Annotated in this window: 21 protein-coding genes; 2 read left to right on the forward strand and 19 right to left on the reverse strand. The window is 40.4% G+C overall.

From position 1 onward, the window contains the following. Window positions 1-3: 3 nt before the first annotated feature. The 6 genes from ACOYVE_RS09740 to ACOYVE_RS09765 form a co-directional block, all read right to left on the reverse strand. On the reverse strand, window positions 4-453 hold the full coding sequence (locus ACOYVE_RS09740; RefSeq protein ID WP_014857228.1) for a GatB/YqeY domain-containing protein: 450 nt from the start codon (window positions 451-453) through the stop codon (window positions 4-6). A gap of 79 nt (window positions 454-532) precedes the next feature. Continuing rightward, on the reverse strand, window positions 533-946 hold the full coding sequence (locus tag ACOYVE_RS09745) for an ExbD/TolR family protein (protein WP_014857229.1): 414 nt from the start codon (window positions 944-946) through the stop codon (window positions 533-535). A 13-nt stretch (window positions 947-959) separates the two neighbouring features. Continuing rightward, a complete protein-coding gene (locus tag ACOYVE_RS09750) occupies window positions 960-1,505 on the reverse strand; it encodes an ExbD/TolR family protein (protein WP_014857230.1) in 546 nt (181 codons plus the stop codon). Between the two features lie 18 nt (window positions 1,506-1,523). Then, window positions 1,524-2,216: a MotA/TolQ/ExbB proton channel family protein gene (locus ACOYVE_RS09755; protein WP_014857231.1), complete on the reverse strand. Its 693-nt coding sequence runs from the start codon at window positions 2,214-2,216 to the stop codon at window positions 1,524-1,526. A gap of 133 nt (window positions 2,217-2,349) precedes the next feature. After that, window positions 2,350-3,039 (reverse strand): SDR family NAD(P)-dependent oxidoreductase, encoded by a 690-nt coding sequence (locus ACOYVE_RS09760; RefSeq protein WP_014857232.1) that lies wholly within the window; start codon window positions 3,037-3,039, stop codon window positions 2,350-2,352. Next, entirely contained in the window at window positions 3,039-4,064 is a 1,026-nt protein-coding gene (locus ACOYVE_RS09765) for an endonuclease/exonuclease/phosphatase family protein (RefSeq protein ID WP_014857233.1), read from the reverse strand. The genes ACOYVE_RS09760 and ACOYVE_RS09765 overlap by 1 nt, the downstream gene beginning before the upstream one ends. A gap of 55 nt (window positions 4,065-4,119) precedes the next feature. Here ACOYVE_RS09765 and polA point away from each other — a divergent pair, with 55 nt between their 5' ends. Next, on the forward strand, window positions 4,120-6,903 hold the full coding sequence (polA, locus tag ACOYVE_RS09770; RefSeq protein WP_422881716.1) for a DNA polymerase I: 2,784 nt from the start codon (window positions 4,120-4,122) through the stop codon (window positions 6,901-6,903). Here polA and ACOYVE_RS09775 read toward each other — a convergent pair. The 13 genes from ACOYVE_RS09775 to ACOYVE_RS09835 all read right to left on the reverse strand — a co-directional run bounded on the left by ACOYVE_RS09775 (window position 6,900) and on the right by ACOYVE_RS09835 (window position 20,698). Beyond that, complete coding sequence (locus tag ACOYVE_RS09775) at window positions 6,900-7,607, reverse strand: hypothetical protein (protein ID WP_014857235.1); 708 nt, start codon at window positions 7,605-7,607, stop codon at window positions 6,900-6,902. The genes polA and ACOYVE_RS09775 overlap by 4 nt on opposite strands. Window position 7,608: 1 nt before the next feature. Continuing rightward, window positions 7,609-8,751, reverse strand: a complete 1,143-nt coding sequence (locus ACOYVE_RS09780; RefSeq protein ID WP_422881718.1) for a PQQ-binding-like beta-propeller repeat protein — start codon at window positions 8,749-8,751, stop codon at window positions 7,609-7,611. Further along, on the reverse strand, window positions 8,748-11,519 hold the full coding sequence (locus tag ACOYVE_RS09785; RefSeq protein WP_422881720.1) for a hypothetical protein: 2,772 nt from the start codon (window positions 11,517-11,519) through the stop codon (window positions 8,748-8,750). Before ACOYVE_RS09785 ends, ACOYVE_RS09780 begins: the two co-directional genes overlap by 4 nt. A 23-nt stretch (window positions 11,520-11,542) precedes the next feature. Continuing rightward, window positions 11,543-12,580 (reverse strand): bifunctional phosphoglucose/phosphomannose isomerase, encoded by a 1,038-nt coding sequence (locus ACOYVE_RS09790; RefSeq protein WP_422881722.1) that lies wholly within the window; start codon window positions 12,578-12,580, stop codon window positions 11,543-11,545. A 6-nt stretch (window positions 12,581-12,586) separates the two neighbouring features. Then, window positions 12,587-14,332, reverse strand: a complete 1,746-nt coding sequence (gene ptsP, locus ACOYVE_RS09795; RefSeq protein ID WP_014857239.1) for a phosphoenolpyruvate--protein phosphotransferase — start codon at window positions 14,330-14,332, stop codon at window positions 12,587-12,589. A 1-nt stretch (window position 14,333) separates the two neighbouring features. Then, on the reverse strand, window positions 14,334-14,600 hold the full coding sequence (locus ACOYVE_RS09800; protein WP_014857240.1) for an HPr family phosphocarrier protein: 267 nt from the start codon (window positions 14,598-14,600) through the stop codon (window positions 14,334-14,336). A 3-nt stretch (window positions 14,601-14,603) separates the two neighbouring features. After that, entirely contained in the window at window positions 14,604-15,590 is a 987-nt protein-coding gene (locus tag ACOYVE_RS09805) for a polyprenyl synthetase family protein (RefSeq protein WP_014857241.1), read from the reverse strand. Then, the gene (fni, locus tag ACOYVE_RS09810) at window positions 15,587-16,630 is read right to left on the reverse strand and encodes a type 2 isopentenyl-diphosphate Delta-isomerase (RefSeq protein WP_014857242.1); all 1,044 of its coding nucleotides are present in this window, start codon (window positions 16,628-16,630) and stop codon (window positions 15,587-15,589) included. The genes ACOYVE_RS09805 and fni overlap by 4 nt, the downstream gene beginning before the upstream one ends. A gap of 1 nt (window position 16,631) precedes the next feature. Then, window positions 16,632-17,456, reverse strand: a complete 825-nt coding sequence (locus ACOYVE_RS09815) for a hypothetical protein (RefSeq protein ID WP_014857243.1) — start codon at window positions 17,454-17,456, stop codon at window positions 16,632-16,634. Next, entirely contained in the window at window positions 17,453-18,205 is a 753-nt protein-coding gene (locus ACOYVE_RS09820; protein WP_014857244.1) for a class I SAM-dependent methyltransferase, read from the reverse strand. The genes ACOYVE_RS09815 and ACOYVE_RS09820 overlap by 4 nt, the downstream gene beginning before the upstream one ends. 146 nt (window positions 18,206-18,351) lie before the next feature. Further along, a complete protein-coding gene (locus ACOYVE_RS09825) occupies window positions 18,352-19,203 on the reverse strand; it encodes a hypothetical protein (protein WP_014857245.1) in 852 nt (283 codons plus the stop codon). A 124-nt stretch (window positions 19,204-19,327) separates the two neighbouring features. Then, on the reverse strand, window positions 19,328-20,209 hold the full coding sequence (locus ACOYVE_RS09830) for a hypothetical protein (RefSeq protein WP_014857246.1): 882 nt from the start codon (window positions 20,207-20,209) through the stop codon (window positions 19,328-19,330). A 96-nt stretch (window positions 20,210-20,305) separates the two neighbouring features. Further along, a complete protein-coding gene (locus ACOYVE_RS09835; RefSeq protein WP_422881726.1) occupies window positions 20,306-20,698 on the reverse strand; it encodes a hypothetical protein in 393 nt (130 codons plus the stop codon). A 265-nt stretch (window positions 20,699-20,963) separates the two neighbouring features. Here ACOYVE_RS09835 and smpB point away from each other — a divergent pair, with 265 nt between their 5' ends. Beyond that, the gene (gene smpB, locus ACOYVE_RS09840; RefSeq protein ID WP_014857247.1) at window positions 20,964-21,422 is read left to right on the forward strand and encodes an SsrA-binding protein SmpB; all 459 of its coding nucleotides are present in this window, start codon (window positions 20,964-20,966) and stop codon (window positions 21,420-21,422) included. The last annotated feature ends 1 nt before the right edge of the window (window position 21,423 follow it).

The following is a 21,423-nucleotide window of genomic DNA, read 5'->3' on the forward strand; positions in this document are numbered from 1 at the left end:
TAATTACTGTTGCAGAAATTTTTCGACCATTTCTTTAATCAATTTGCCTTCGGCTCTTCCTTTTAGCGTTTTTGCGGCTGCCGGCATTAATTTGGGAAAATCCTCTTTTGAAGACGCGCCGATTTCTCCGGCAATTTTTTTTATTTCTTCAAATACTTCTTCGGTCGACAACTGTTTGGGAAGATAACTTTCGATAATTTTCAGTTCGGCTTCTTCTTTTTCGGCAAGTTCGTTTCTGCCAGCGGCTTTATACTGTTCGACGGCTTCCCTCCTTTTTTTTGCCGCGCTTGTGAGCAGTTTGATTTCTTCATCTTCGTTCAATGTTTTTCCGCTGCCGCTTTTTTCGAATTCGAGAATCAGCGCACGGATCGAGCGAATTGTTTCGAGGCGTACTTTGTCGCCCGATTTCATAGCCTCTTTAAGGTCCTCATTGATTTTATCTTTGAGACTCATCGTTTTACCTCTCATAAATTCAAAAAAAAAGGCAGGTCATTTAGGAAACAACCTGCCTTTATAATTATAATTATAGCGACTAAATTTTCAGCAATGTCGAGTAATTTATTCTCAGACAGGAAGCTTTTCTCAATTCCTGTTGAATATCTGTAACGATACCCATATCGGAATTCTTGTCGATACGCAAAGAGACAATTATGTTTGGCATAGCCAGACGTTTCGTGTACATAATGTTTTGAATTTCTTCTAATTTTGTAATGCTGTCGTTCAGCTGAATTCTGCCGTCGTTGCCTACCCATATATACGAAACAAGTCTCTTATTTTCGATCTTTTCGATAGCTTTTGCTTCCGGCAGTCTGAAACTGACCAGAACGTCGACTTCTCTCAAAGTAGTGGTAACCATAAAGAATAAGAGAAGCATAAAGACGATATCGGGCAGCGAGGCTGTCGGAATCGATTGCTTTGTAGTCGCTCTTTTTTTCTGAAATTTCATCTCTTTTCCTCAATTATTTTTTTACGGTTTCCGGTTCGGCGATACTTATAATAATCGGAATTTTCTCTTTAATCTCTTTCATCTCCTCGCTACGTTCGTCCAGATCGACTATTTTTTTACCGAATCTCGAGCGCGCATATTCCTCGCGTACCTGAAAGTAAGCATCTTTTATCTGATCCAACGCTTGAATATAAAGATTATAGTTTGTTTTTCTGTCCGTCTTAACAGAGACAACAAGTTTTTTATTCGAAGGCAAATTGATTTTTTCTTCTATTCGCGGCTTAAGCGTCTTGGCAATTTGAGGAATTGCAATAATCTGGTTATTAAGAAGAACGTCGCCGTTTTCGTTAATTAGCACGGCAGCCAGTCGGTCTTTCGAAATTGGTACGAATTCCTGTTGTTCCGGGGGAATATATTCAGGCAAAACGAGACCAATACCCGTATCGACGTCGATGACTGTCGAAACTAAGAAAAAGAGCAAGAGAAGAAACGAGATATCTGCCATCGAACTTGTTGGAATTTCTGCTTCCGAAAGTTTTCGTTTTTTTATCTTGACCATTTTAGAATACTCGTTTTATTAGCTTTTTTTAGTTTTCAATTCGTATAATGCATCGATCAATTCAATTGAACTTTCTTCCATATCAGCCACTAGGCGGTCGATACGCGAAATAAAGTAATTATAAAGAACCTGGAGAATCATAGCTACAACAAGACCGAAAAGTGTGGTCAAAAGAGCTACCGAGATACCGCCGGCAACGATACTCGGCGAAATCTGAGCGGCTTCTTTAATAGCGTCGAATGCTTCGATCATACCCTGTACCGTACCTGTAAAACCAAGCATAGGCGCTATTGTAATAAATGTGGAAATCCAAATCATACCTTTTTCAAGGAATCCCATTTCAATTGCGCCGTAAGCCATAATGGCTTTTTCAGCAGCATCCAAACCTTCATCTGCTCTTAAAAGTCCTGCATGAAATACGGAGGCAATAGAACCTCTTGTGTTTTCACACAACTTTATAGCTTCGGGCACGCCGCCCTTTTGAAGTGCTTCTTTGACTTGAACAATAAATTTTCTGGTGCTGATTGTAGCACGAGATAATGTCCAGAATCTTTCAATAGCAAAGCCCAAACCGATAACCAAACATGCAAGAATGGGCCACATGAAAGCGCCGCCTTCTATGAATTTTTGTTGTAAATACCCAATAAGGCTTGGTTCTTCTACCTGAGCTAAAATTGCAGTAATAAAGCCTGTAATCTCTGCGAGTTGCATATGGAAAAACCTCCGATTATGTTTTTATTATTTTAATTAATTCAAAAAAACTTATTATTCTCAAAAAATAAGTAACCAACATTAATTAAATAGGTCAAAAAAGTCAATAAATAATTTTTTGCGCTCCGCTAAATTAAGGATTTTTTAATGTTTCTGAAAAGAAAATTATGTTTCCGGTGAAAATTTTTCTGCTTTGGAAAATATTTTCCACCACAACGCATAATTCTCTGAGGGGAATCAATTTATTTTTATCGTCAATCCATTGCCTGTTCGATTCGGTGTCGAGGATATAAGGCGCAATGGCATTGGCGCTCAGATTAATAGACTTCCCTTCTTCCGCCAATGTTTTTACGAAGTAATTTAGCGCGGATTTAGAAGCGCCGTATGCCGCTATTCCGGGTTCGTTTGAAGCCGCTGTGTATGCGCTCGTAAAACAAATCGAACCGCCCCTGGATAAGGCTGCCAGTTTCATAAATTCCTTTCCGACCAGAAATGAAGAGTTGAGATTTATGTCGAACATTTTTTTCCATTCTTCATATGGCGTTTCTTCAATCCTTTTCCCGCCCCAATAGGCTCCGATTGTATCGAACAAATAATAATAAGAGTCTTTGCTCACCCGAATTTTGTCAAATGCTTCTATTATATTTTGCTCTTCTGTTAAATCCTCCACGATTATATTCTCACAGGATTTTTCGGTTGCAGGGAGATTAAGTTTTTTCCGGGAGAAGAAATAATAGTAATCGTATTGGCAATTCAGGAAATAATCGACTGCTTCCCGCCCCAGTTTACCCGAAGCTCCGAATAATAAAAATACTTTTTCCATTATTCGCTCTGTTTCAAATAAAATTTCGCAGCCACCGGGAAATGATCGCTGAATCCGCCGAAATATCTGTTGCCCACGAACGTTCTCAAAGGAGCTCCTTTATAATCGCCTTCCTTTTGAATCATATACTCCGGACGAACAATTTCAAAACTGTTTTTCACATAATCGAGTCCCCTGCCGTCAACGAGCGCACCGGAAACAATTATCTGGTCGATCATATTCCAGTCTTTACGGAAATTATAAGTGCCTTCTCCCTTCTCGAATCTTTCATAAGATAAATTCAACAAATCGCCCGGTTCTTCGATTTCCTTAGAGGCTCTGAGAACGTTAACGATGGATTGATTGTCGGGTTCGTCGTTAAAATCTCCGAGCGCAATGATATTTGCATTCGCGTTCAAATTCGCCAGACTGTCGATAACAGTTCTAAGCCTTGCCGCAGCCGCCAGACGGTTGGGTTCCGATTTTTCCCTGCCGCCGCTCCTCGACGGCCAGTGATTGCCCAATAGGTAGAGAACGTCGCCGCTTTTTCTGTGCTTCAGTTCAAGCAGCATTATATAGCGGGTTTTATCGCCGTCGGGAAGATTCACGGAAAACGTATCGACATTTACAACGGAAAAAATGTTTCTATCGTAAATAACTGTAACGTCAATACCTCTTTCGTCCGGAGACTCCCTGTAAGCTACGACATAATCCCTGTAAGTAAGCCTGTAGATAAGCCGTTTTGCCATCCAGATATTTTCCACTTCCTGTAAGCAGAGTATATCCGGACCGCAGCCGTCGTTCATATAATTAATCACTCTTTCGAGATTGTCGAGTTTTTGTTCGAGTTTTTCATAAGTCCACTTTTTAGAACCTTCCGGAGTAAATTCATCGTCGTTTTTAAGAGGATTGTCTTCCGTATCGAACAAATTTTCCACGTTCCAACTTGCCACATAAATAGTATCTCCTCCGGTTTCCGAACTCCCGAAAATTGTCGGGGCGGGCAGCATAAGCAGAAAGAGAAATATAATTGATTTGTATTTCATAATATCTTCGTTAATTTATATTTTCGGTACTGAATATAACATTTTAGGAAAACAAATGGGCAGAAAAAAATTTGTAATAATCGACGCAATGTCGCTGGCTTATAAAGGTTACTATGCTTTCATTTCGAGACCTTTGTATACGAGCAAAGGCGAACCCACCTCTGCAGTCTACGGGTTCTTAAGTCAGCTGTTTAAGATACTCGAGGATACCAAGCCCGATTATGTGGCAATCGCATTCGATTCGAAGGAAAAGACTTTCCGTCACGACAGATACGAAAATTACAAGTCGTCTCGCGAAGAGATGCCCGAAGAGATGGTTCCGCAAATAGCAAGGATTAAAGAAATTATTGAAGCATTCAATATTCCGATATATATTTTGCCCGGTTACGAAGCCGACGATTTAATAGGAACCGCCGTAAGAAAAGCAGCCGAAGCCGGATTGACTGCCTATGCAATTACTCCCGACAAAGACTATGTGCAGTTGATTAATGATAGCGTTAAAGTAATCAAACCCGGAAAATCGACGGATGAAATCGTCGTTATAGACGAAAAAAAAGTTGAAGAAGAATACGGAATAAAGCCGTCGCAAATGGTCGATTATCTTGCCCTTGTAGGCGATAGCTCGGATGATATTCCCGGAGTAGCAGGTATCGGTCCCAAAACAGCGGCGCCTTTAATTCGGAAATTCGGCTCCCTGGAAAAAATTTACGAGAATCTCGATAAAATCGATAAACCTTCGGTTGTAAAAAAACTGATCGAAAATAAAGAGAACGCCTTTTTATCCAAAGAGCTCGCCACTATTAAAACCGACGTACCGTTCGATTTCAATCTGGAAGATGCGCGTTTTACAAAACCGGATTTCAACAAACTGATGAAAATTTTCGGCGAACTCGAATTCAGATCTTTTGCGGACAAATTGAAAAAAATCTACACAGACGAAAATAAGGAAATCGAAATTCCGGAAGATAACGGCGTTAAGCTTGCTCCCGAAGAATACGGCTCATTCGATAAAACGAAAATCAATTATAAGCTTATTACAACCGAAAAAGAAGCCGTAAAACTTGCGGATAAACTCTCGAAAACAGAATTGTTTGTATTCGATACCGAAACCGATTCGCTCGATATTTTCAACGCTAATCTGGCCGGGGTTTCCTTTTCCGTAAAACCCGGCGAAGCATGGTTTGTGGCCGTTAATCCAGAACGCGCTAAAGAGGAATTGTTTGCTTCCGAACTAACGGATCGTATTCCCGTCGAAAAATTCGTCGAAATTTTCAAACCTCTCTTCGAAAATGAAAATATAAAAAAGGTCTGCCAGAACGGTAAATACGACATTGCCATTATGAGAACTTACGGCATAGAAGTAAAAAATTTTTATTTCGATACGATGCTTGCAAGCTACGTTATCGATCCGGATCAAAAACACGGAATGGACGAGCTTTCAGCCAAATACCTGCAATACAAACCGATTCCGCTTATCGAATTGATCGGTTCTAAAAAAACGCCCGAAAAAATATTCGAAGCGGATTTAAATAAATTGGCGGAATACTCGTGCGAAGACGCTGACATTACATTCAGGCTTTACAGGATACTCGACGATATTTTGAAAAAAGAAAAACTCGAAAAAGTCGCGTATGAAATCGAATTCCCTCTCGTACCGGTATTGGAAGATATGGAAAGAACGGGAGTAAAGATTGACGTCGAAAGTCTAAACGAATTCAGCAAGGAACTCGAAATTAAATTACAGTCGATTTCAAAAGAAATATTTTCTTACTCGGAGGAAGAATTCAACATCAATTCGACTCAACAGCTTCAAAAAGTTTTATTCGACAAGTTGAAACTACCTCAAACCACAAAAACAAAAACCGGATATTCTACCGACGCTAAGTCGTTAGAGTCGTTACGAGGCTCTCATCCGATAATCGAATTGATATTGGAATACAGACAAATTGCCAAACTGAAATCGACTTACGCCGATTCATTACCGAATTTGATAAATCCGAAAACGGGTAAAATTCACACAACATATAATCAAACGGTGGTTTCGACGGGGAGACTATCGAGCAACGACCCCAACCTCCAAAATATTCCGATCCGTTCAGACCTCGGTAAAGAAATCAGAAAAGCGTTCATACCGTCGTCAGATGGCAACATAATATTGAGCGCGGATTACAGCCAGATAGAGCTGAGAATTATGGCCAGCATTTCGGGCGACGAAAATTTGATCGCCGCATTCGAACAGGGCGAGGACATCCACCGCCGCACTGCGGCAATGGTTTTCAAAGTGGCTCCGGAAGAAGTTACTGCAGATATGCGCCGCAAAGCCAAGGAAGTCAACTTCGGAATCCTTTACGGTTTAGGTCCCTTCGGACTAAAGAATCGATTGGGCATATCTCAGGCGCACGCGAAAGAAATTTTCGAGAATTATTTCAATTCTTTCAAGAAAGTTAAACAATTTATGGACGAATCGATCGAAAAAGCGCGACAAAAAGGTTACGCCGAAACTCTTACTGGCAGAAGAAGATACCTTAAAAACATCAACAGCAAAAACAGAACTATACGGCAATTCGAAGAAAGAGTGGCAATCAATATGCCGATTCAAGGAACTGCCGCCGATATGATCAAATTGGCAATGATTAAAATCTTCAAAGAACTGAACGATAGAAATTCGAAGACAAAGATGATATTACAGGTTCACGACGAGCTTGTTTTCGATATGCCCAAAAAAGAATTAACCGAGTTAAAACCGGTAATAAAAAATTTAATGGAAACCGCAATGCCCTTAAACGTGCCGATCGTAGTGGATATCGGCGCCGGTTCCAACTGGCTCGACGCGCATTAATCTTCGGTCAGCAATTTATAAAAAAGATAACCGAAATTAATTTGAAGCAGCCCGAAAGCCATTCCGCTGTAAATGTCGTACCGGTTTACTTTTTCGTACAGAGCGCTGTCGCCCGTGCTGACGTAATCGTCGTAAAGATTGTCCGCCCGGAGCTTGAAATAAGCGGCAATTCCGCCGAGCAGTACGGACGAAGCTATCAGCAATTTGAATTCTGTCGTTTCGGGAAATTCCTTTTTTAGCCTTTCAGACATTACATGAAAATTAACATTTATCTTATCTTTAACGCCATAGAATTGACGTTCGCCGCCCTTTCGGGAAACGGTAATAACGTCGTCTTCAAAGCAATAAATTCTTACGGGCGTATAACCGGCAAATTTATTGTTAATATTTACCAAGGCATCCTGAGGATTCGAATTAATTAATGCCGCGGCGGGCAATCTGTAATTAAACGCCCTCGCGGAATTTTCATCTACGTAAATGGTATCCGCAATCATAATTCCATTCCATATTATTGGAGATTCGAGTATCGATACGATATGCTTGCCCCCGGATAATTTAATCGATACGCTGCCGACGCCCGCCGGTTGATCGTCCACATAAATTGCCGCGTCGGGTTTTTCCGTAACAATTTTTACTTCATACAATTCCTGCTGCGCCTTCACGGTTACGGCAAAAAACAATATAATTAATATTCTTACAAACATTTCAACCGCCGCGTTTATAATTATATAGATAAATAATTCCCCTGTCGGAGCCGGCAATAATATAATCCCGATAATAAACCGGACTAAGTTTAGCCCGTCCTTCGTAAATTACTGTTTTACGAATCGCTCCGTTTGCTACGTCAATCAGGTACATTTTCTTGTTCAGGTCGGGCTGGAGTAAAATATTTTTGGTCATCAAAGGAGTTGCATTAATAAGACCGTCGATTTGAAGAGACCATTTTAATTCGCCGCTATTTTTGCATACGGCATAAATCATTCCTTTCAAATTGCCCGATATTACTAATGAATCGTTTTGTACGGGAAAGTTAACAATCTTAGCGCCCGTATTAATTTTCCAGAGAAGTTTTTTTTGAGGATAATTATATGCATATAAATTACCTGCTGCGTCGCCGAAATAGATAATATTATTATCTATTGCGGTTCCTGATGTAACGGAGGTATCGGCGCTAAAAGAATCGACAATCTTTTTTTGCTCGGCGGAAAAAATAATTAGTTTACCTTCGTTTGTTCCCCATGCAATAATTTTGCCGTCGGATGAAGGATGCGAATTTTGTTTCTGTTTTGTATCGAAAGACCATTCAACGTAACCGGCGGTATTAAAATTATAAACGGCGCCTTCATTGTCGACGGCGACAATTCTATTGTTTAAGATCAACAATTCGCTCTTTACCGAGCCATTCAAATCGTACTTATTAATTTCCTTCCCGTCGAAGAAATCGAAAGTAACGAGAGTTGAATTCGGTTCGTTTCTTTTATTCACCACAAAATAAATTCTCCTGCCGATAAGCGCCGGAGCGATTGAAATTTCGCCGTCGTATTTTTTGTAGCCATAGGACTTTCCAGTTTCAACGTCGAATGCATATATCCGTCCCGAGAGATCGCCCGTAAAAATTAATCCGTTGCCCGCCGTTACCGAAGTGTTTGAATGGCTCCCTTTTAAATCGAATTGACGAACCAGTTCGAGAGAATCGCGGATCTCGATATCAGAGTAAAAATTTCTTTCGGGAACTCCCCCGAACATCGCGTATCCCGCTTCGGCAACGGGACGAAAATCGACCAATAGATTTACCGAGCACGAATGGAAAACAAAAACAGTCGCTATGATCAATAAAACTTTTTTCAAAAATCCCACCCGAAGAAGAATTGATAAAATAATTTATCCTGGAATCGCGAAAAATTGTTTTCGATTTTCTTGCCGATATCGTAACGGAGCGTAATGACGTTAAACAAATTGAGTCTGAAACCAAATCCGACGCTACCGAGAGTTTCTTTGTATTTAGAATCCCATGCGGCGCCTGAATCGAAGAACAGAGCGCCTCGTAAACCCGCGAAACCAAGACCGAAGAACGGAAATTTTATATAAATTCTGTCGATCAACGGAAAACGCAGCTCTACCGACGAGAGCCATAATTTTTCTCCTCTTATCGACCATCTCGGCCATCCTCTCAAATCCCAGCTTCCGCCTGCAAAAAATCGACGCGCTTCTTTGCCGTGATTTATGAAAATCGCTCCCCTTAAAGCAACCGCGCTGGTATAACCGATTCTGAAATATTTTCTGTAGTCCGCTATAACGGAATAATAATTCAAATTGCTGAATTTAATGTCGCTGATATAACCGAGCATTATTCTGAATCTCGATCCGTCAATCGGGCCGGTCGACGCCCATAATGCATTGTCGTGCACAAACGAAAGAGTATTCGACATCAGCAGCGCTTTTCTTGCCATAAATTCCCCGAAGAGTTCTTTATCGGAATTGGCAAGACTAACGCTGGCTTCGAGTCGTTGAAATACGGAGAACGGGTAATGAATTTCGGCGAAACCGCCGTAAACTCTTTCGTAAAAAAATTCTTCAGACTCGCGAATGTCGTATCGTCTGCCGGCAAAATGGAAAATTCCGTAACCGTAATTTGATCTTTTTTGCAGGTTGATTCTGCTGAGAGCAATATTGAAATTGTCTAAAATTTCACTCTGTAATTCGGCGCTGTTATAAAAATAAAAGATATAACGGTCGTCTCCCAAAAGGTCGCTTATGGCAAAGAGCGCGCCTCCTCTCGAGCCGTATATCGGATCGGTGGATAACTGTCCCACGGCATAATCGAGCGTATATTCCCTGTCGTATTTCAATCGGTCGACGCCTTTCAATGAGGAAATGCCATCGGTTTTCCATGCAGGTTTGATTTTCGTATAATCGGAAGCAATTCGGTCATAAATTCCTGATGCGGATATATTTAGTTCATAAAATTGAAAAGAGAGCTTCTCAAACGAAGATGTAACGAGCGTAGTATCGTCCACAAAATCAAAGCTGTAAACGCTCGTTACAAATTTTGTCAACTGTTCGATTTCGTCTTTCTTTACGCCATAATTATTTAATCGCCAGATGTTATACACTCCGTCGTAATCACAATTAAAATAGAGCGTTTTATAGTCGGGAGAAAAACGAGGGAATCTGATATTTGCGTTTATGTTGGTTATATACGATACTGCATAAGAACTTAAATCGAGTTCGAACAAGTTGAATTTTTGTGCGTACTCGCCGGATGTCCTGTCTGAACAGAAAATGACTTTCTTCCCTTCTTTGTCGAACACTGGATCGGCGTCGGCATAGTAATCGTTCGTAAGGCGCAATAAAGTGTCTTTCTCGAGATCATACATATAAATATCGACATAGGCCTTTGTGTCGGTAGCGGAGAACAAAAGCCTCTTCCCGTCGTTGGAAAATTTCGGCGACCTGATAGATATCAAATTCTCGAATCCCAAGGTTTTTATTTTATTATTACCGATTACCGAATAAAGATGAATCACGTCCCTTTCTTTCGATTTGGTAATAAATGCCAGAAGACCGTCCTCCGAGAGGTCGAGCGTATTGTCGAGAAGATGAAAGCTTTCGTACTCGGGCTCTTTTTCGCCTTCTATTATTACTTCCGGTTGCGTATGGTCAACGTTATCGTAATCGAGTTTAAATACGGAGGAATAACCGTTGTGATTACCGATAAAATAGATTTCCTTTTCGCCGTCCTTATTAAAAATTCTCGGATTAAAATTCAGCCCGGCGTCGGTTAATTTACGGGCGCCGATAAAATGAGGTAAGTAACTCTCGTATAACGGATAATACTTTTTCTTGAGATAATATTCCCATCTTTCGCCGATATCTTTAATTTTTAATCCGAGGGAGTATTCAAGATTGTCGTAGAAGGAATTGAACCGCCACATATTCTCAATAATAAATAAAATTTTATCTTCTCCGAATTCTGCAGCAATAAATTCCAGAAAACTTTGGCCTTCCTTGTAAATAATATATCCTCCCGCGCCGGAGAGGTCTTCGAGCGGAATAAACATGTTATTCAAAAGGAAATCCCTCATAATCATCTCTCCCTGAGCGTCCCATTCGTACGACCAATATTCCGCAAGTCCTTCCACGAACCAGAGCGGAGGCATTCTGCCGGTCTCAATTCGGTGGTCTCTGAGCAGATTGAAAATCTTGTTCGTCATAAAAACATGAACCAATTCATGCTTAATAACATGTCGAAAATCTTTCAAAGAGCCCGGATACGGGATTACTACTCTTCCCTTTAAGAATTCAAAAAATCCCCCGACGCCTTCGGGAATAAAATTCGGAATCGTGTTGGTCTGTTGGAAATGAATGTGCGAGTTGTAAAAAATTAGCGGAATTTTTGACGTTACGTAGTGATTGAATTTGACTTTCAGTTCCTCGAAAGATTCTTCTGCAAAGCGAGCCCCTATTTCCGCAATCCGTTCGAAGTTATCGTAGTAATAGATATTGAAATGCTCTGTTTTAATGAGCTTCCACTTAAATGACTCGTACTGGACTTTATTTCGACCGAAGAAGTAAAACTGGGCGGAAATTAAATGCGGCATTAAGAAAAGCAGCAAAAAATATTTCCGCCCTTTGAATATCAAAGTCGAGCCTTGAGATAATTAATGTTGTCGATAGTAGTGGGGTCGAATCCTCTGATAACGGCGTAATAATAAGTAGCCCAATCGCCCAGGAAAATCAGATCGACCAAGCGTAATTTGGCGTTTTTTTCTTCGCTTTTCAAGTCGATAATTTCGCACCCTGTTTTGCGTATGACTTCCGAAGTAATTTCAAGGCGCTTCTTTACCTGCGGATGATATTCGTCGTCCCAGATGTTAATCAGTTTTATTTTCATTTCCTGAGGATTGTAACCTTCCCAGCCCATTATTTCGTTGTGATCGAGTTCGGGGAAATATGCAAAGAAGGCGTGTTGTTTCGAATTTTCGTTGAACTGTCCTTTAAATCTTGTGCCTACGACAGAAGTATAATCCGAAACGGAATAAATCAGCGGAACGTATCCGAGAAGGCTTTCGGCCAGACTAAGCGCTCTATTTTCAGGTTGAGCGTATTCGGCTCCCTTTTTCTTCAACAATTCGATAGTATCCTGTACGTTTTGATTTTGATCGGGAACGAGTTTAAGATTGTTGAACGCATTCAAAACGGTAAAGAAATTGATCCACAGTGCAAAACGCGGCTGATAACCCGGTAGAAGTTTGCCAACGGGAATATTGTGTTTAGCGGCGACCTCTTCCATTTTTCCGCCCGTGGTTACGCAGACTATCTGACATTTTTTTTCGATCGCCTGATTTAACGCCGAAAGGGTTTCTTCGGTATTTCCCGAATACGAAGACGCAATCACAAGAGTTTCTTCGTTTACGTAAGGAGGCAACTCGTAATTTCTGTTAACCGCATAAGGATAATTCAGTTCTGTGCGGAAAAAATTCTGTATTAATTCTCCGCCGATTGCCGAGCCCCCCAATCCCGTCAATATGATATTTTTGATTTTCGAAGTATCGATTGACGAAAGATCGATTTTAAGATTCCAGGCGTACTCCACCTGTTTATAAGAATCCTGAAGAACCTGAAACTGGTTAGCCTTATCGTACTTGGCTATCAATTCGTTGATATTACTCATCATTTTACCTCAATATAAGTTTTTAATTTGGTCTGATATTTTTTCGTTAAAGAATTTATGAAGCTTATTATTGATTTCGTCCTCGTTCTTGAGATTCAAACATTCATCCGCAAGCCGTTTCAGTTCCGAATAATTCAAAGAGCGAAGTATCTTCTTGTGCAATGGTATTCCGGCGGCGGAAATGCTTAAAGATTCGAGACCGAGCCCCACGAGCAAAGGCAATGCAAACGGGTCGGCCGCCATTTCTCCGCACATTCCAATCGGCACCGACTTTTTTCCCGCTTCGTCAATAATATGTTTAATAGTTCTGATGACCGCGGGATGAAATTCCTGATATTGGCTCGAAACGATTTCGTTGCCACGGTCGACTGCAAGCAGATATTGAATCAAATCGTTCGTACCGATACTTATAAAATCGACCACGTCGGCAAAATCGGAAGTCAAAACAGCCGCCGAAGGCACTTCTATCATTATTCCGACTGGAATTTCATCATCGTATTTAATTCCTTCTTCTGTCAATTCTTTTTTGCATTCATCGATTAATTGATTAGCCGCAACCACCTCCGAAAGAGAATTAATCATCGGCAGCATGAACCAGACATTCTTGTGCAAACTGGCTCTTAGAACGGCGCGGATTTGCGTTTTGAAAAGGTTCGGACTGTCGAGCAGTAAACGGATGCCCCTCCAGCCGAGCATCGGATTCGGTTCGTGCAAATCAACCGGCAGAACTTTGTCGCCCCCGATGTCGAATGCTCTGATTATTACTACTTTCGGATAAATGCTTTCGGCAATTTTATTGTAAACTTCGAATTGTTGGTCTTCGTCGGGAAAGACTTCATATTCTTCGAACAATTGTTCGGTCCTTACCAATCCTATACCGTCGGCGCAGTTGTGAATTATAAAACTCATCTCTTCGGAAATATCGAGATTAGCCATCAATTTGATTTCTTTACCGTCGAGCGTAACTGCCGGAAGGGACTTTAATTTCAGTAATTCTTCGTCGTACTGACTTAATTTTTCAATTTTTTCTTCGTATTCTTTGATTAATATATCTGTTGGATTTACTATAACCTTTCCGTGGAAGCCGTCGATAATCAAAAGGTCGCCGTTCCGGATAATATTTGTCGCTTCGTGAATGCCGACGACGGCGGGAATATTCAACGACCTGGCGACGATAGCGGCATGCGAAGTAAGCCCGCCGAAATCCGTAACGTACCCTTTCACATTCGACCTGGATAAGAGGACAGTGTCCGACGGAGAAAGACTTGTGGTTACTACAATAACGTCATTGGAAATTTTAGATTTCCATTTTTTCTTTTTAAGATTACGGATTATTCTGTTTTTGATGTCTTCGATATCGTGCGAACGTTCTTTCATATACGGTTCGTTCGACGCGCTCATTATTCTGATATATTTCGAAATTTCATCTTCGACGATATATTCCGGCGACATTTTTTCATTTTTTATTCTTTCTTTAATATTGGAAGTCAAAACCGGGTCGTCGAGGATCATCATTTGAGCTTCGAAAATTGCAGCGCGTTTTTCGCCTATTTTGTCGACTGCAAGATTAAAAATTTTACGCATTTCTTTTTTCGACAGCTCGAGCGCAGCATCGAGATTTTCCAGCGCTTCGTCGACGTTTTCTATTTTTTCGGCGCTAACCGACTCGCTCTCTTTCGAGAACAGGTACGCCGGGGCAATCGAAATTCCAGGCGCCGCCGCTATGCCTTTCAATATGATTTGATTTTTTTCCATACTACATCTCGTCGAATCCTCTGTTGAAAAAATCGACAATTTCTTTTGCGGCTTCCTCTTCGTCTTCGCCGTCGAAAACGAGCGTAATTTCAGAACCTTTTTCAGCCGCCAGCGTCATTACTCCGATTATGCTTTTCCCGTTTATTTGCATTCCGTCTTTAATCAGATAGAAGTCGCATTTGTATTTCGAAGCCATTTTAACAATTGTAGCCGCCGGGCGAGTGTGCAAACCGGCGTTGTTCACAATTTTAACTTTTCTTTCTATCATATTTTACTTTGTTCTGTTTATGAGAGAGTTAGCCAGCCACCGTAACATTAGGCTTCCTTCGTTGTCCGGAAGCTTATTCAAGCCATTGAGAGCCGATCTTGTATACTTATCGATTTCCTTCTTTGCATCCTCCGGAACGCCGTACTTTTCATAAATACTTTTATAAGATTCAATTTCGTTGGATTCGATTCCGGAATTTTTAATTACTCTCAAAAGTTTCTTTTTATCCTCTCCTTTCGCTTTTTCTAGAGCTTTAAGAAAAAGATACGTTTTTTTACCTTCAATTAAATCACTGCCGACTTTTTTTCCAAATGTTTTTTCGTCTGCGGTAATATCGAGCAGGTCGTCTTGAATCTGGAATGCCATCCCCAGATTTTTACCGTAATTCATTAAAATTCTCACTACTTCGTAATTCGCTCCGGCAATCAAACCCCCGATTCCGGTGCAAACAGTCAAAAGCGCAGCCGTTTTTTTTGAGATCATGTTGCGGTATTCCCGCAGCGATACATTTCTACGCGTTTCAAATTCTTTGTCGAGACTCTGCCCTTCGCAAACGTCGATAATTCCCTGAGTAAAGATTTCTATAATTTGATTTGTATTCTTTTGGCAATCTTTCAACAACAATTTATAGGCGAAGGCAATCAAATTATCGCCCGCTAAAATGGCGGTATTCGTATCGAATTTTTTGTATAATGAAGGTCTTCCCCGCCTGATTGGAGAGTTATCCATAATATCGTCGTGCACGAGCGTAAAATTATGGAAAATTTCGACCGCCAATGCCGCATTGTACGCATCATTGAATTTTCCGCCTGCGGCTTTGGTCGATAACAAGAGCAAGACCGGGCGCAGTCTCTTGCCTCCCGATTCGAGCGCGTATTTGCACGGCTCGTAAAGCGAAGCCGGTTTTTTGTTATTAAATAATTTTTCGATTCTTTTCTCGATTTTCTCGAGCAGTCGTCCGTATTGTAGTTCGTATTTTTCTTTTTTCAATGAAATTCCGATTTATTGATCAACTTATTTTTTTGCAAATCCGATAAATTTTTGCAGCCGGTTAAATACATAATTTTCTTAATATCTTCGAACAAATTTTTAATATAGTCGACGGCAGCCAGCTCGTCTTTTTCGACAACCAATTTAAGAATCGGTTTGGCAGCCGCCGTAAAATCGGCTCCCAGTGCATACGATTTGGCATAATCGACGCTTTTTCTGAGTCCCCCCGAAGAAATAAGTACAAATTTATAATTTTTTTTCAACTTTTTAATCGTCCGTAGACAATAAGAAGTCGGGTTTCCCCATTCGCTCAAAAAGCTTTGATTGCCGCTCCGCATCAATTCAATTTTAGCCCAATTTGTGCCCCCGGCGCCTGCTACGTCGATGCCTTTGACTCCGGCTTCCAATAATTTGACAGCAGAGTCCGGATCGATACCGGCGCCCACTTCTTTTGCAATTACCGGGGTTTTAATTTTTGCAGTAATTTTTTCGATTTTTTTAAGAAGTCCCTTGAAATTCGGTTCGCCTTCCGGCTGAAGCAATTCCTGCAGCGGATTCAAATGAATTACCATTGCGTCGGCTTCGATTAAGTCGATCAGATAATTTATGTCGTCGATTATATTTTTGGATTTTACAATTTGAGCCGCGCCGATATTTCCGAGTATCGGAATAGCGCCGCCGATTCTTCTGAGTGACTTGTACGACCGGTCGAATTTATTGTCCAGAAGCGACCGGCGTTGACTGCCGACGCCGATCGGAATATTAAGAGCTTTTGCAACTTCCGCCAGCCGTTCGTTTATATTATTCGCTTCCTTGGCGCCTCCGGTCATGGAAGAGATTATAAAAGGATAATCGACTTTTTTCGAAAAAAATTTCGCCTCGAAACCGATTTCATCAATAACCGTTTCCGTGGCGGCGTGATGGACAAATTGATAATTTTCGAATCCGTTTGTGACAGAATCGTAATCCGCATCGTCGGAAAGCGACAACTTAATATGTTCTCCTTTCCTGCCGCTGATTATTTTCGATTCATCGCTCAATTCAGTTCGCCCTCCTGATTTCGAGTTGAACCACAAAATTGCCCGTAAAACGCTCTTTCGAATCCGTAAAATCGAATAACGATATTTGAACGTAGCGCGGATTTATATCCGTAAGATTCGAAAACATAGCGCCTTTTACCTTGAAATCTTCCACGTTATTCCAATCCTTCCGGCTTTCGTCCCACTCTTTTGGCAGGCAATTCTTAATATCCTCTACCAATTTCGTATAAATTTTGTTTGCTTCCCGAATATTGTCGCCTTCGTAGTACTTGGCGATATAACTGCCGTCGTTTTCATCGACGAATGAATCGGAAGAGCCGGACAATTTTACAAATCCGGATCTACCCGATACGGGCGCCTGGAATAGGATAAAATTAGCTTTGGCATGTTCCGTAAGGAATAGAATCTGAGAACAAAAATCTGCGTCGTCATCCGGTTTAACCGAATTGGAAGCGGCAAAAGCATATTGCAATGTATAACCGCATACAGTCGCATTCGAATCGGCGACTATCAAAAGCGCCCATTCGCCCTGTTTAGGTATTTGAGTCGAGAGGACAGCCACGCCGCCCGCATTAGCGCGGGATTGCATAAATACTTTTCCGTCCGGATCAACAAATAATACTGTAAGCGGATGCGATTCCGGAAAGACGAGAAAATTTACAATTTCGTTTTGATAGAATTCGATTTCATAACCGTCGTACCTCCCGAACCCGCTTTTAAATTTATCTCTGGAATTAATTTCTCCTTTAATTTCGTTGAATTCCACCGAATATTGACCGAAGACCGACGTAACGAATAAGAATAAAATTGGAATGATTTTTTTCATTTTTTCCTCGCTGTGGTTAAAAGTGATTCGCATCCGAAGGATATAAATTCTTTGAGCAATGGTATTTCGGGCAATTTGAAAACAGGCAGTCCGAAACGAAGATTGTAAATAGGACGGAATAAATAGAATTCTTTAACGATAAATTCTAAACCGAAATCCGAGACCAATTTTTCGAGTTTTCTTACAGTGCATCCGGTTGAAAAATGAAGTTTAATCTCGTCCACGTAAGCGGGATTTTCTTTCATGATTTTAGAAATAATGCGCAGAATGCCTGCGGGCAATAGATGAAGATAAGGTACAAACTTCAAAAAGCTTTTTGCAATCTGTTGATGACCCGCGAAGGGAGAATATTTGGGAGGAAAACTGATGAATATAAATCCTCCATCGTTTAGCAGATTTTTAAGGTTTCTAAAAGCGGCTTCTTTATCTCGGATGTGCTCAATTACTTCTCTGATAATTATCAAATCATACTTATTTTTCAATTTAGCCGGCAGTTCAGGATCGGTAATATCGCCCACTACAATGTCGAGTTCAGGATTTTTATTCAATGCCGTTTCGGCTCTTTTCGGATCGATTTCTATACCCTTACAACGCACTCCGAGCGCTTTCATAACGGTAAGTAATCCGCCTTCGGCGCATCCGACTTCCAGAAGATTCATCTTTTCGAATTCGGGCAAATTTACGCGCAAATATGGAATTATGTATTTCCTGGTATAATCTATCTGTTCGTAATAATGTTTTTCCGCCATAGTGTTCGATTAATGAAGGTAAAAAATATTTTGGACGGTAAAATACGCAAGATTTTTAAATTATTATAAGAAAAGAATTAGGAATCTACCTACCTCGCATAATTCTATGCATTTAATTCATCGGAACCATTGTGACTTTTTCCGATTCAATTATTCTCAGAGCCGAAGATTTCGAAGAACTGAGCGACGTCTTTTATATAATCATAACCGAAAATCCGGCAGGTTTCCGAGACGTCGGAAAAATCGAGTCCTCCCGCTGCAATAGCTTTATTATTGTAGCGGTTTTCCTTGCCATTGTATTTATTTGCTATTTCGATTGCAAGTTTCCAGACTTTCAGAATATTCTCGTCGTCGATATACTGACTTAAATCGACCGGTTGATTTGTAACAAATCCGGGCGACCCGTTTCCGATCACATTCCCGTCGGGAATTTTATGATAGGAACAATTTTCTTTCACGAATTTGAGTTTATCAGGAGTGGTAACGCTTTCGTTCCAGTCGCTGTGTTGAACCACATGGATGCGATTTTTGATGTCAATCGAAGGATCGAGTTTCATAATGTTTTGAACAAGAGCATAAGTAAAATCCGATTGACCCGCTTCGGCAATCCAAATACTGCCGCCGTTTTTTAACGCCCCGACTGCCAATCCGGTAACTTCCTCAAGAGCGCTATTAAAATCGGAATGAGCGTCCGACCAATGTTTTCCGAACGCCGCTTCGAACAATTCGTTTGCCGGGACGTATAACCCCTCCTGAATTCCGTATGCGCCGGCTACGGCATGATATTTAACACCCATAAAACGGGGATGCGATAAAATCGTAGCCACGCCTGCAACCGAGTGTAAATCGTCCACATCGGTTTTACAATCGAAATGCGCCAGATATAAATCTTTCTCTTTATTGAAGTTCCCTATGATATTTTGGCTTTTTTCCTGAAACTTATACCCTGCGAAAAAGAGAGCCATAATCATAACAACGAAAATATTTTTCACATTCATATGCGATACCCGATTTCTTTTTTCTTTGATAAGAAAGATAAACATCGATCCGATTTACGTCAACATTGGTTTTAAAATCCATCAATCAAATTATAACCATCTGTCACTTATAGTAAAATTATAGTTAATCATCATTGCACGGAACGCCGGGAACTAGTCTGACCTGAACTACTCTGCCGTTATCCTCAATTTTATCGAGAATAAAAGCATATGTATTGCCCGGTTGCAAACCAATACTTTCCCACTCGTATAACTGTTTTGAAATTCCTTCATTCAGCGCCTCATTTACATCGAAGTCGAAAACATCATTCCACAATATTGCCGGATAAGAACGGTAGACACGAAAATATCCGTAACTTTTTCCTCCGTCATAAATTGAATAAAGCGAATCGCCGGATAAGAACAATATGTTATTGCCGTATTGATCGTTGACATTCCTGAAATAATCAATAATTTGTCCTGCATTTTCCAGACTGTCATAATAATAAGCGGTATTACTCTCGAGTATTACATCGGTGAAAATCCAATTTTTAACAATTCCCTCGCCTTCCCATGCGGAAATTAAAGTTGCGTATTCCGGTTCCGAATTAATGCTCCTGTTTATCTCTCCAAGCGTCGTCAGTATATTTTTAAATTCGAACGGAATGTCTGCCCCGTCGGACGCGCTTATATCTTTGGTTATACCGCCGGCGCTTACGTATTTAACATGATATGAAAATCCGTCCGCTATCGGATGCTCGGGTTTATATTCGTTTTGAAGCCTTAACACGACGTACTCGTCAAACGCCAGATTCAATCTGTCAAGTTGTTCGTCGGTCAATTTTTTCGCAATACAATATTTTTTGTTCGAGCGGTAATAAGAAAAGACGGCATTGCCGTTAGAGTCGATAACGGTTTTCAGACGAACGCCGACAAATCCGCCCGTCACATCATATTCAATCAAGCGGAACGAAACCACGCGAATCGAATCGACGCCCGTCTCGCCGCAGGCAAATGTGAGGAACATTAATAAAATTAATAGATATTTTCTTATAGAAGTCATGTAGAAAAATAAAATTCAATTACGCTAATACATGTATTAATATTTTCACATATACATTAATTATTTTACAGACTCTTTTACTTTTTTTATTAGCATTTCACTTTTTGTTATTATCTCGTATACTGTATTGCCTACCTTTAATATATTTTTTTCAGATTTATGAAGCTTTTCTAGTTGGTTATATAAAATAGTGGCATCCTGATCACTTTCGCAGATTACAATGTTTATTTGTAATTTTCCTGCATCAGTATCTATAATATCATTAGTTATCGACAGAGCATTTATACCAAATTTATTGTTAAACGAAGCGATTTTTTCTTTAGGAACTACTACTGTTTTAATTATTTTCCATTCTTTAGGGATAACATCCTTAATTAAAGATTGCCCTGTTAAAGTAGAACTAAAGATCGTAATAAAAAAGCTTATTATTAACATATCTTTTATTTTTTTCATAGCCCCTCCTTATGGTAATATACTTTTTTATTTTATTGATTATTAAGATATTGAGTCTATATTTCCCTCTAGATATCCCTCTAAAGCCCACTATCAAAATAAATATTTTAGAATAAAATGAAAATATTCCGTTTCATTTTTAATAATTCGGGAAGCGGCTGTTAAGAATTTATGCAATGAAGGTTGCCGTTTTCCACTTGATATTGGTTAACTTCTTGCATTTATTTGAGTTTCAAAATAAATTTAGTTCGTTTTTTTGAAAATTATGGCAGAGCAGAGCGAAGAGAAAAATATAACGGTCAACCGGAAGGCGCAGCACGACTATTTTATTAAGGAGCGCCTCGAAGCCGGAATTGTTCTCGTCGGAACGGAAGTAAAAGCTTTGCGCCAGAACAGAGCCAGTTTGGTCGACAGTTACGCCATTGTAAAAGACGGCGAAGTCTGGCTGATGAACGCTAATATTTCTCATTACGACCAAGGCAGCTATAACAATCACGATCCGCTGAGAAAGAGAAAACTGCTCCTTAAAAAGAGCGAAATAAGAAAATTAAAAAAAGCCGTTTCCGAAAAAGGCAATACGCTTGTTCCGTTGCGGCTCTACTTCAAAAACGGCAAAGTTAAAGTAGAATTGGCGATTGCCGCCGGGAAACGTAAATACGATAAACGAGAAGATATAGCAAAAAGAGAAGCTAAACGCGAACTGGAGCGTAAACTGAAACAATAAG

The sequence above is a fragment of the Melioribacter sp. genome, from assembly GCF_049325435.1.
GTDB classification, from domain to species: domain Bacteria; phylum Bacteroidota; class Ignavibacteria; order Ignavibacteriales; family Melioribacteraceae; genus Melioribacter; species Melioribacter roseus.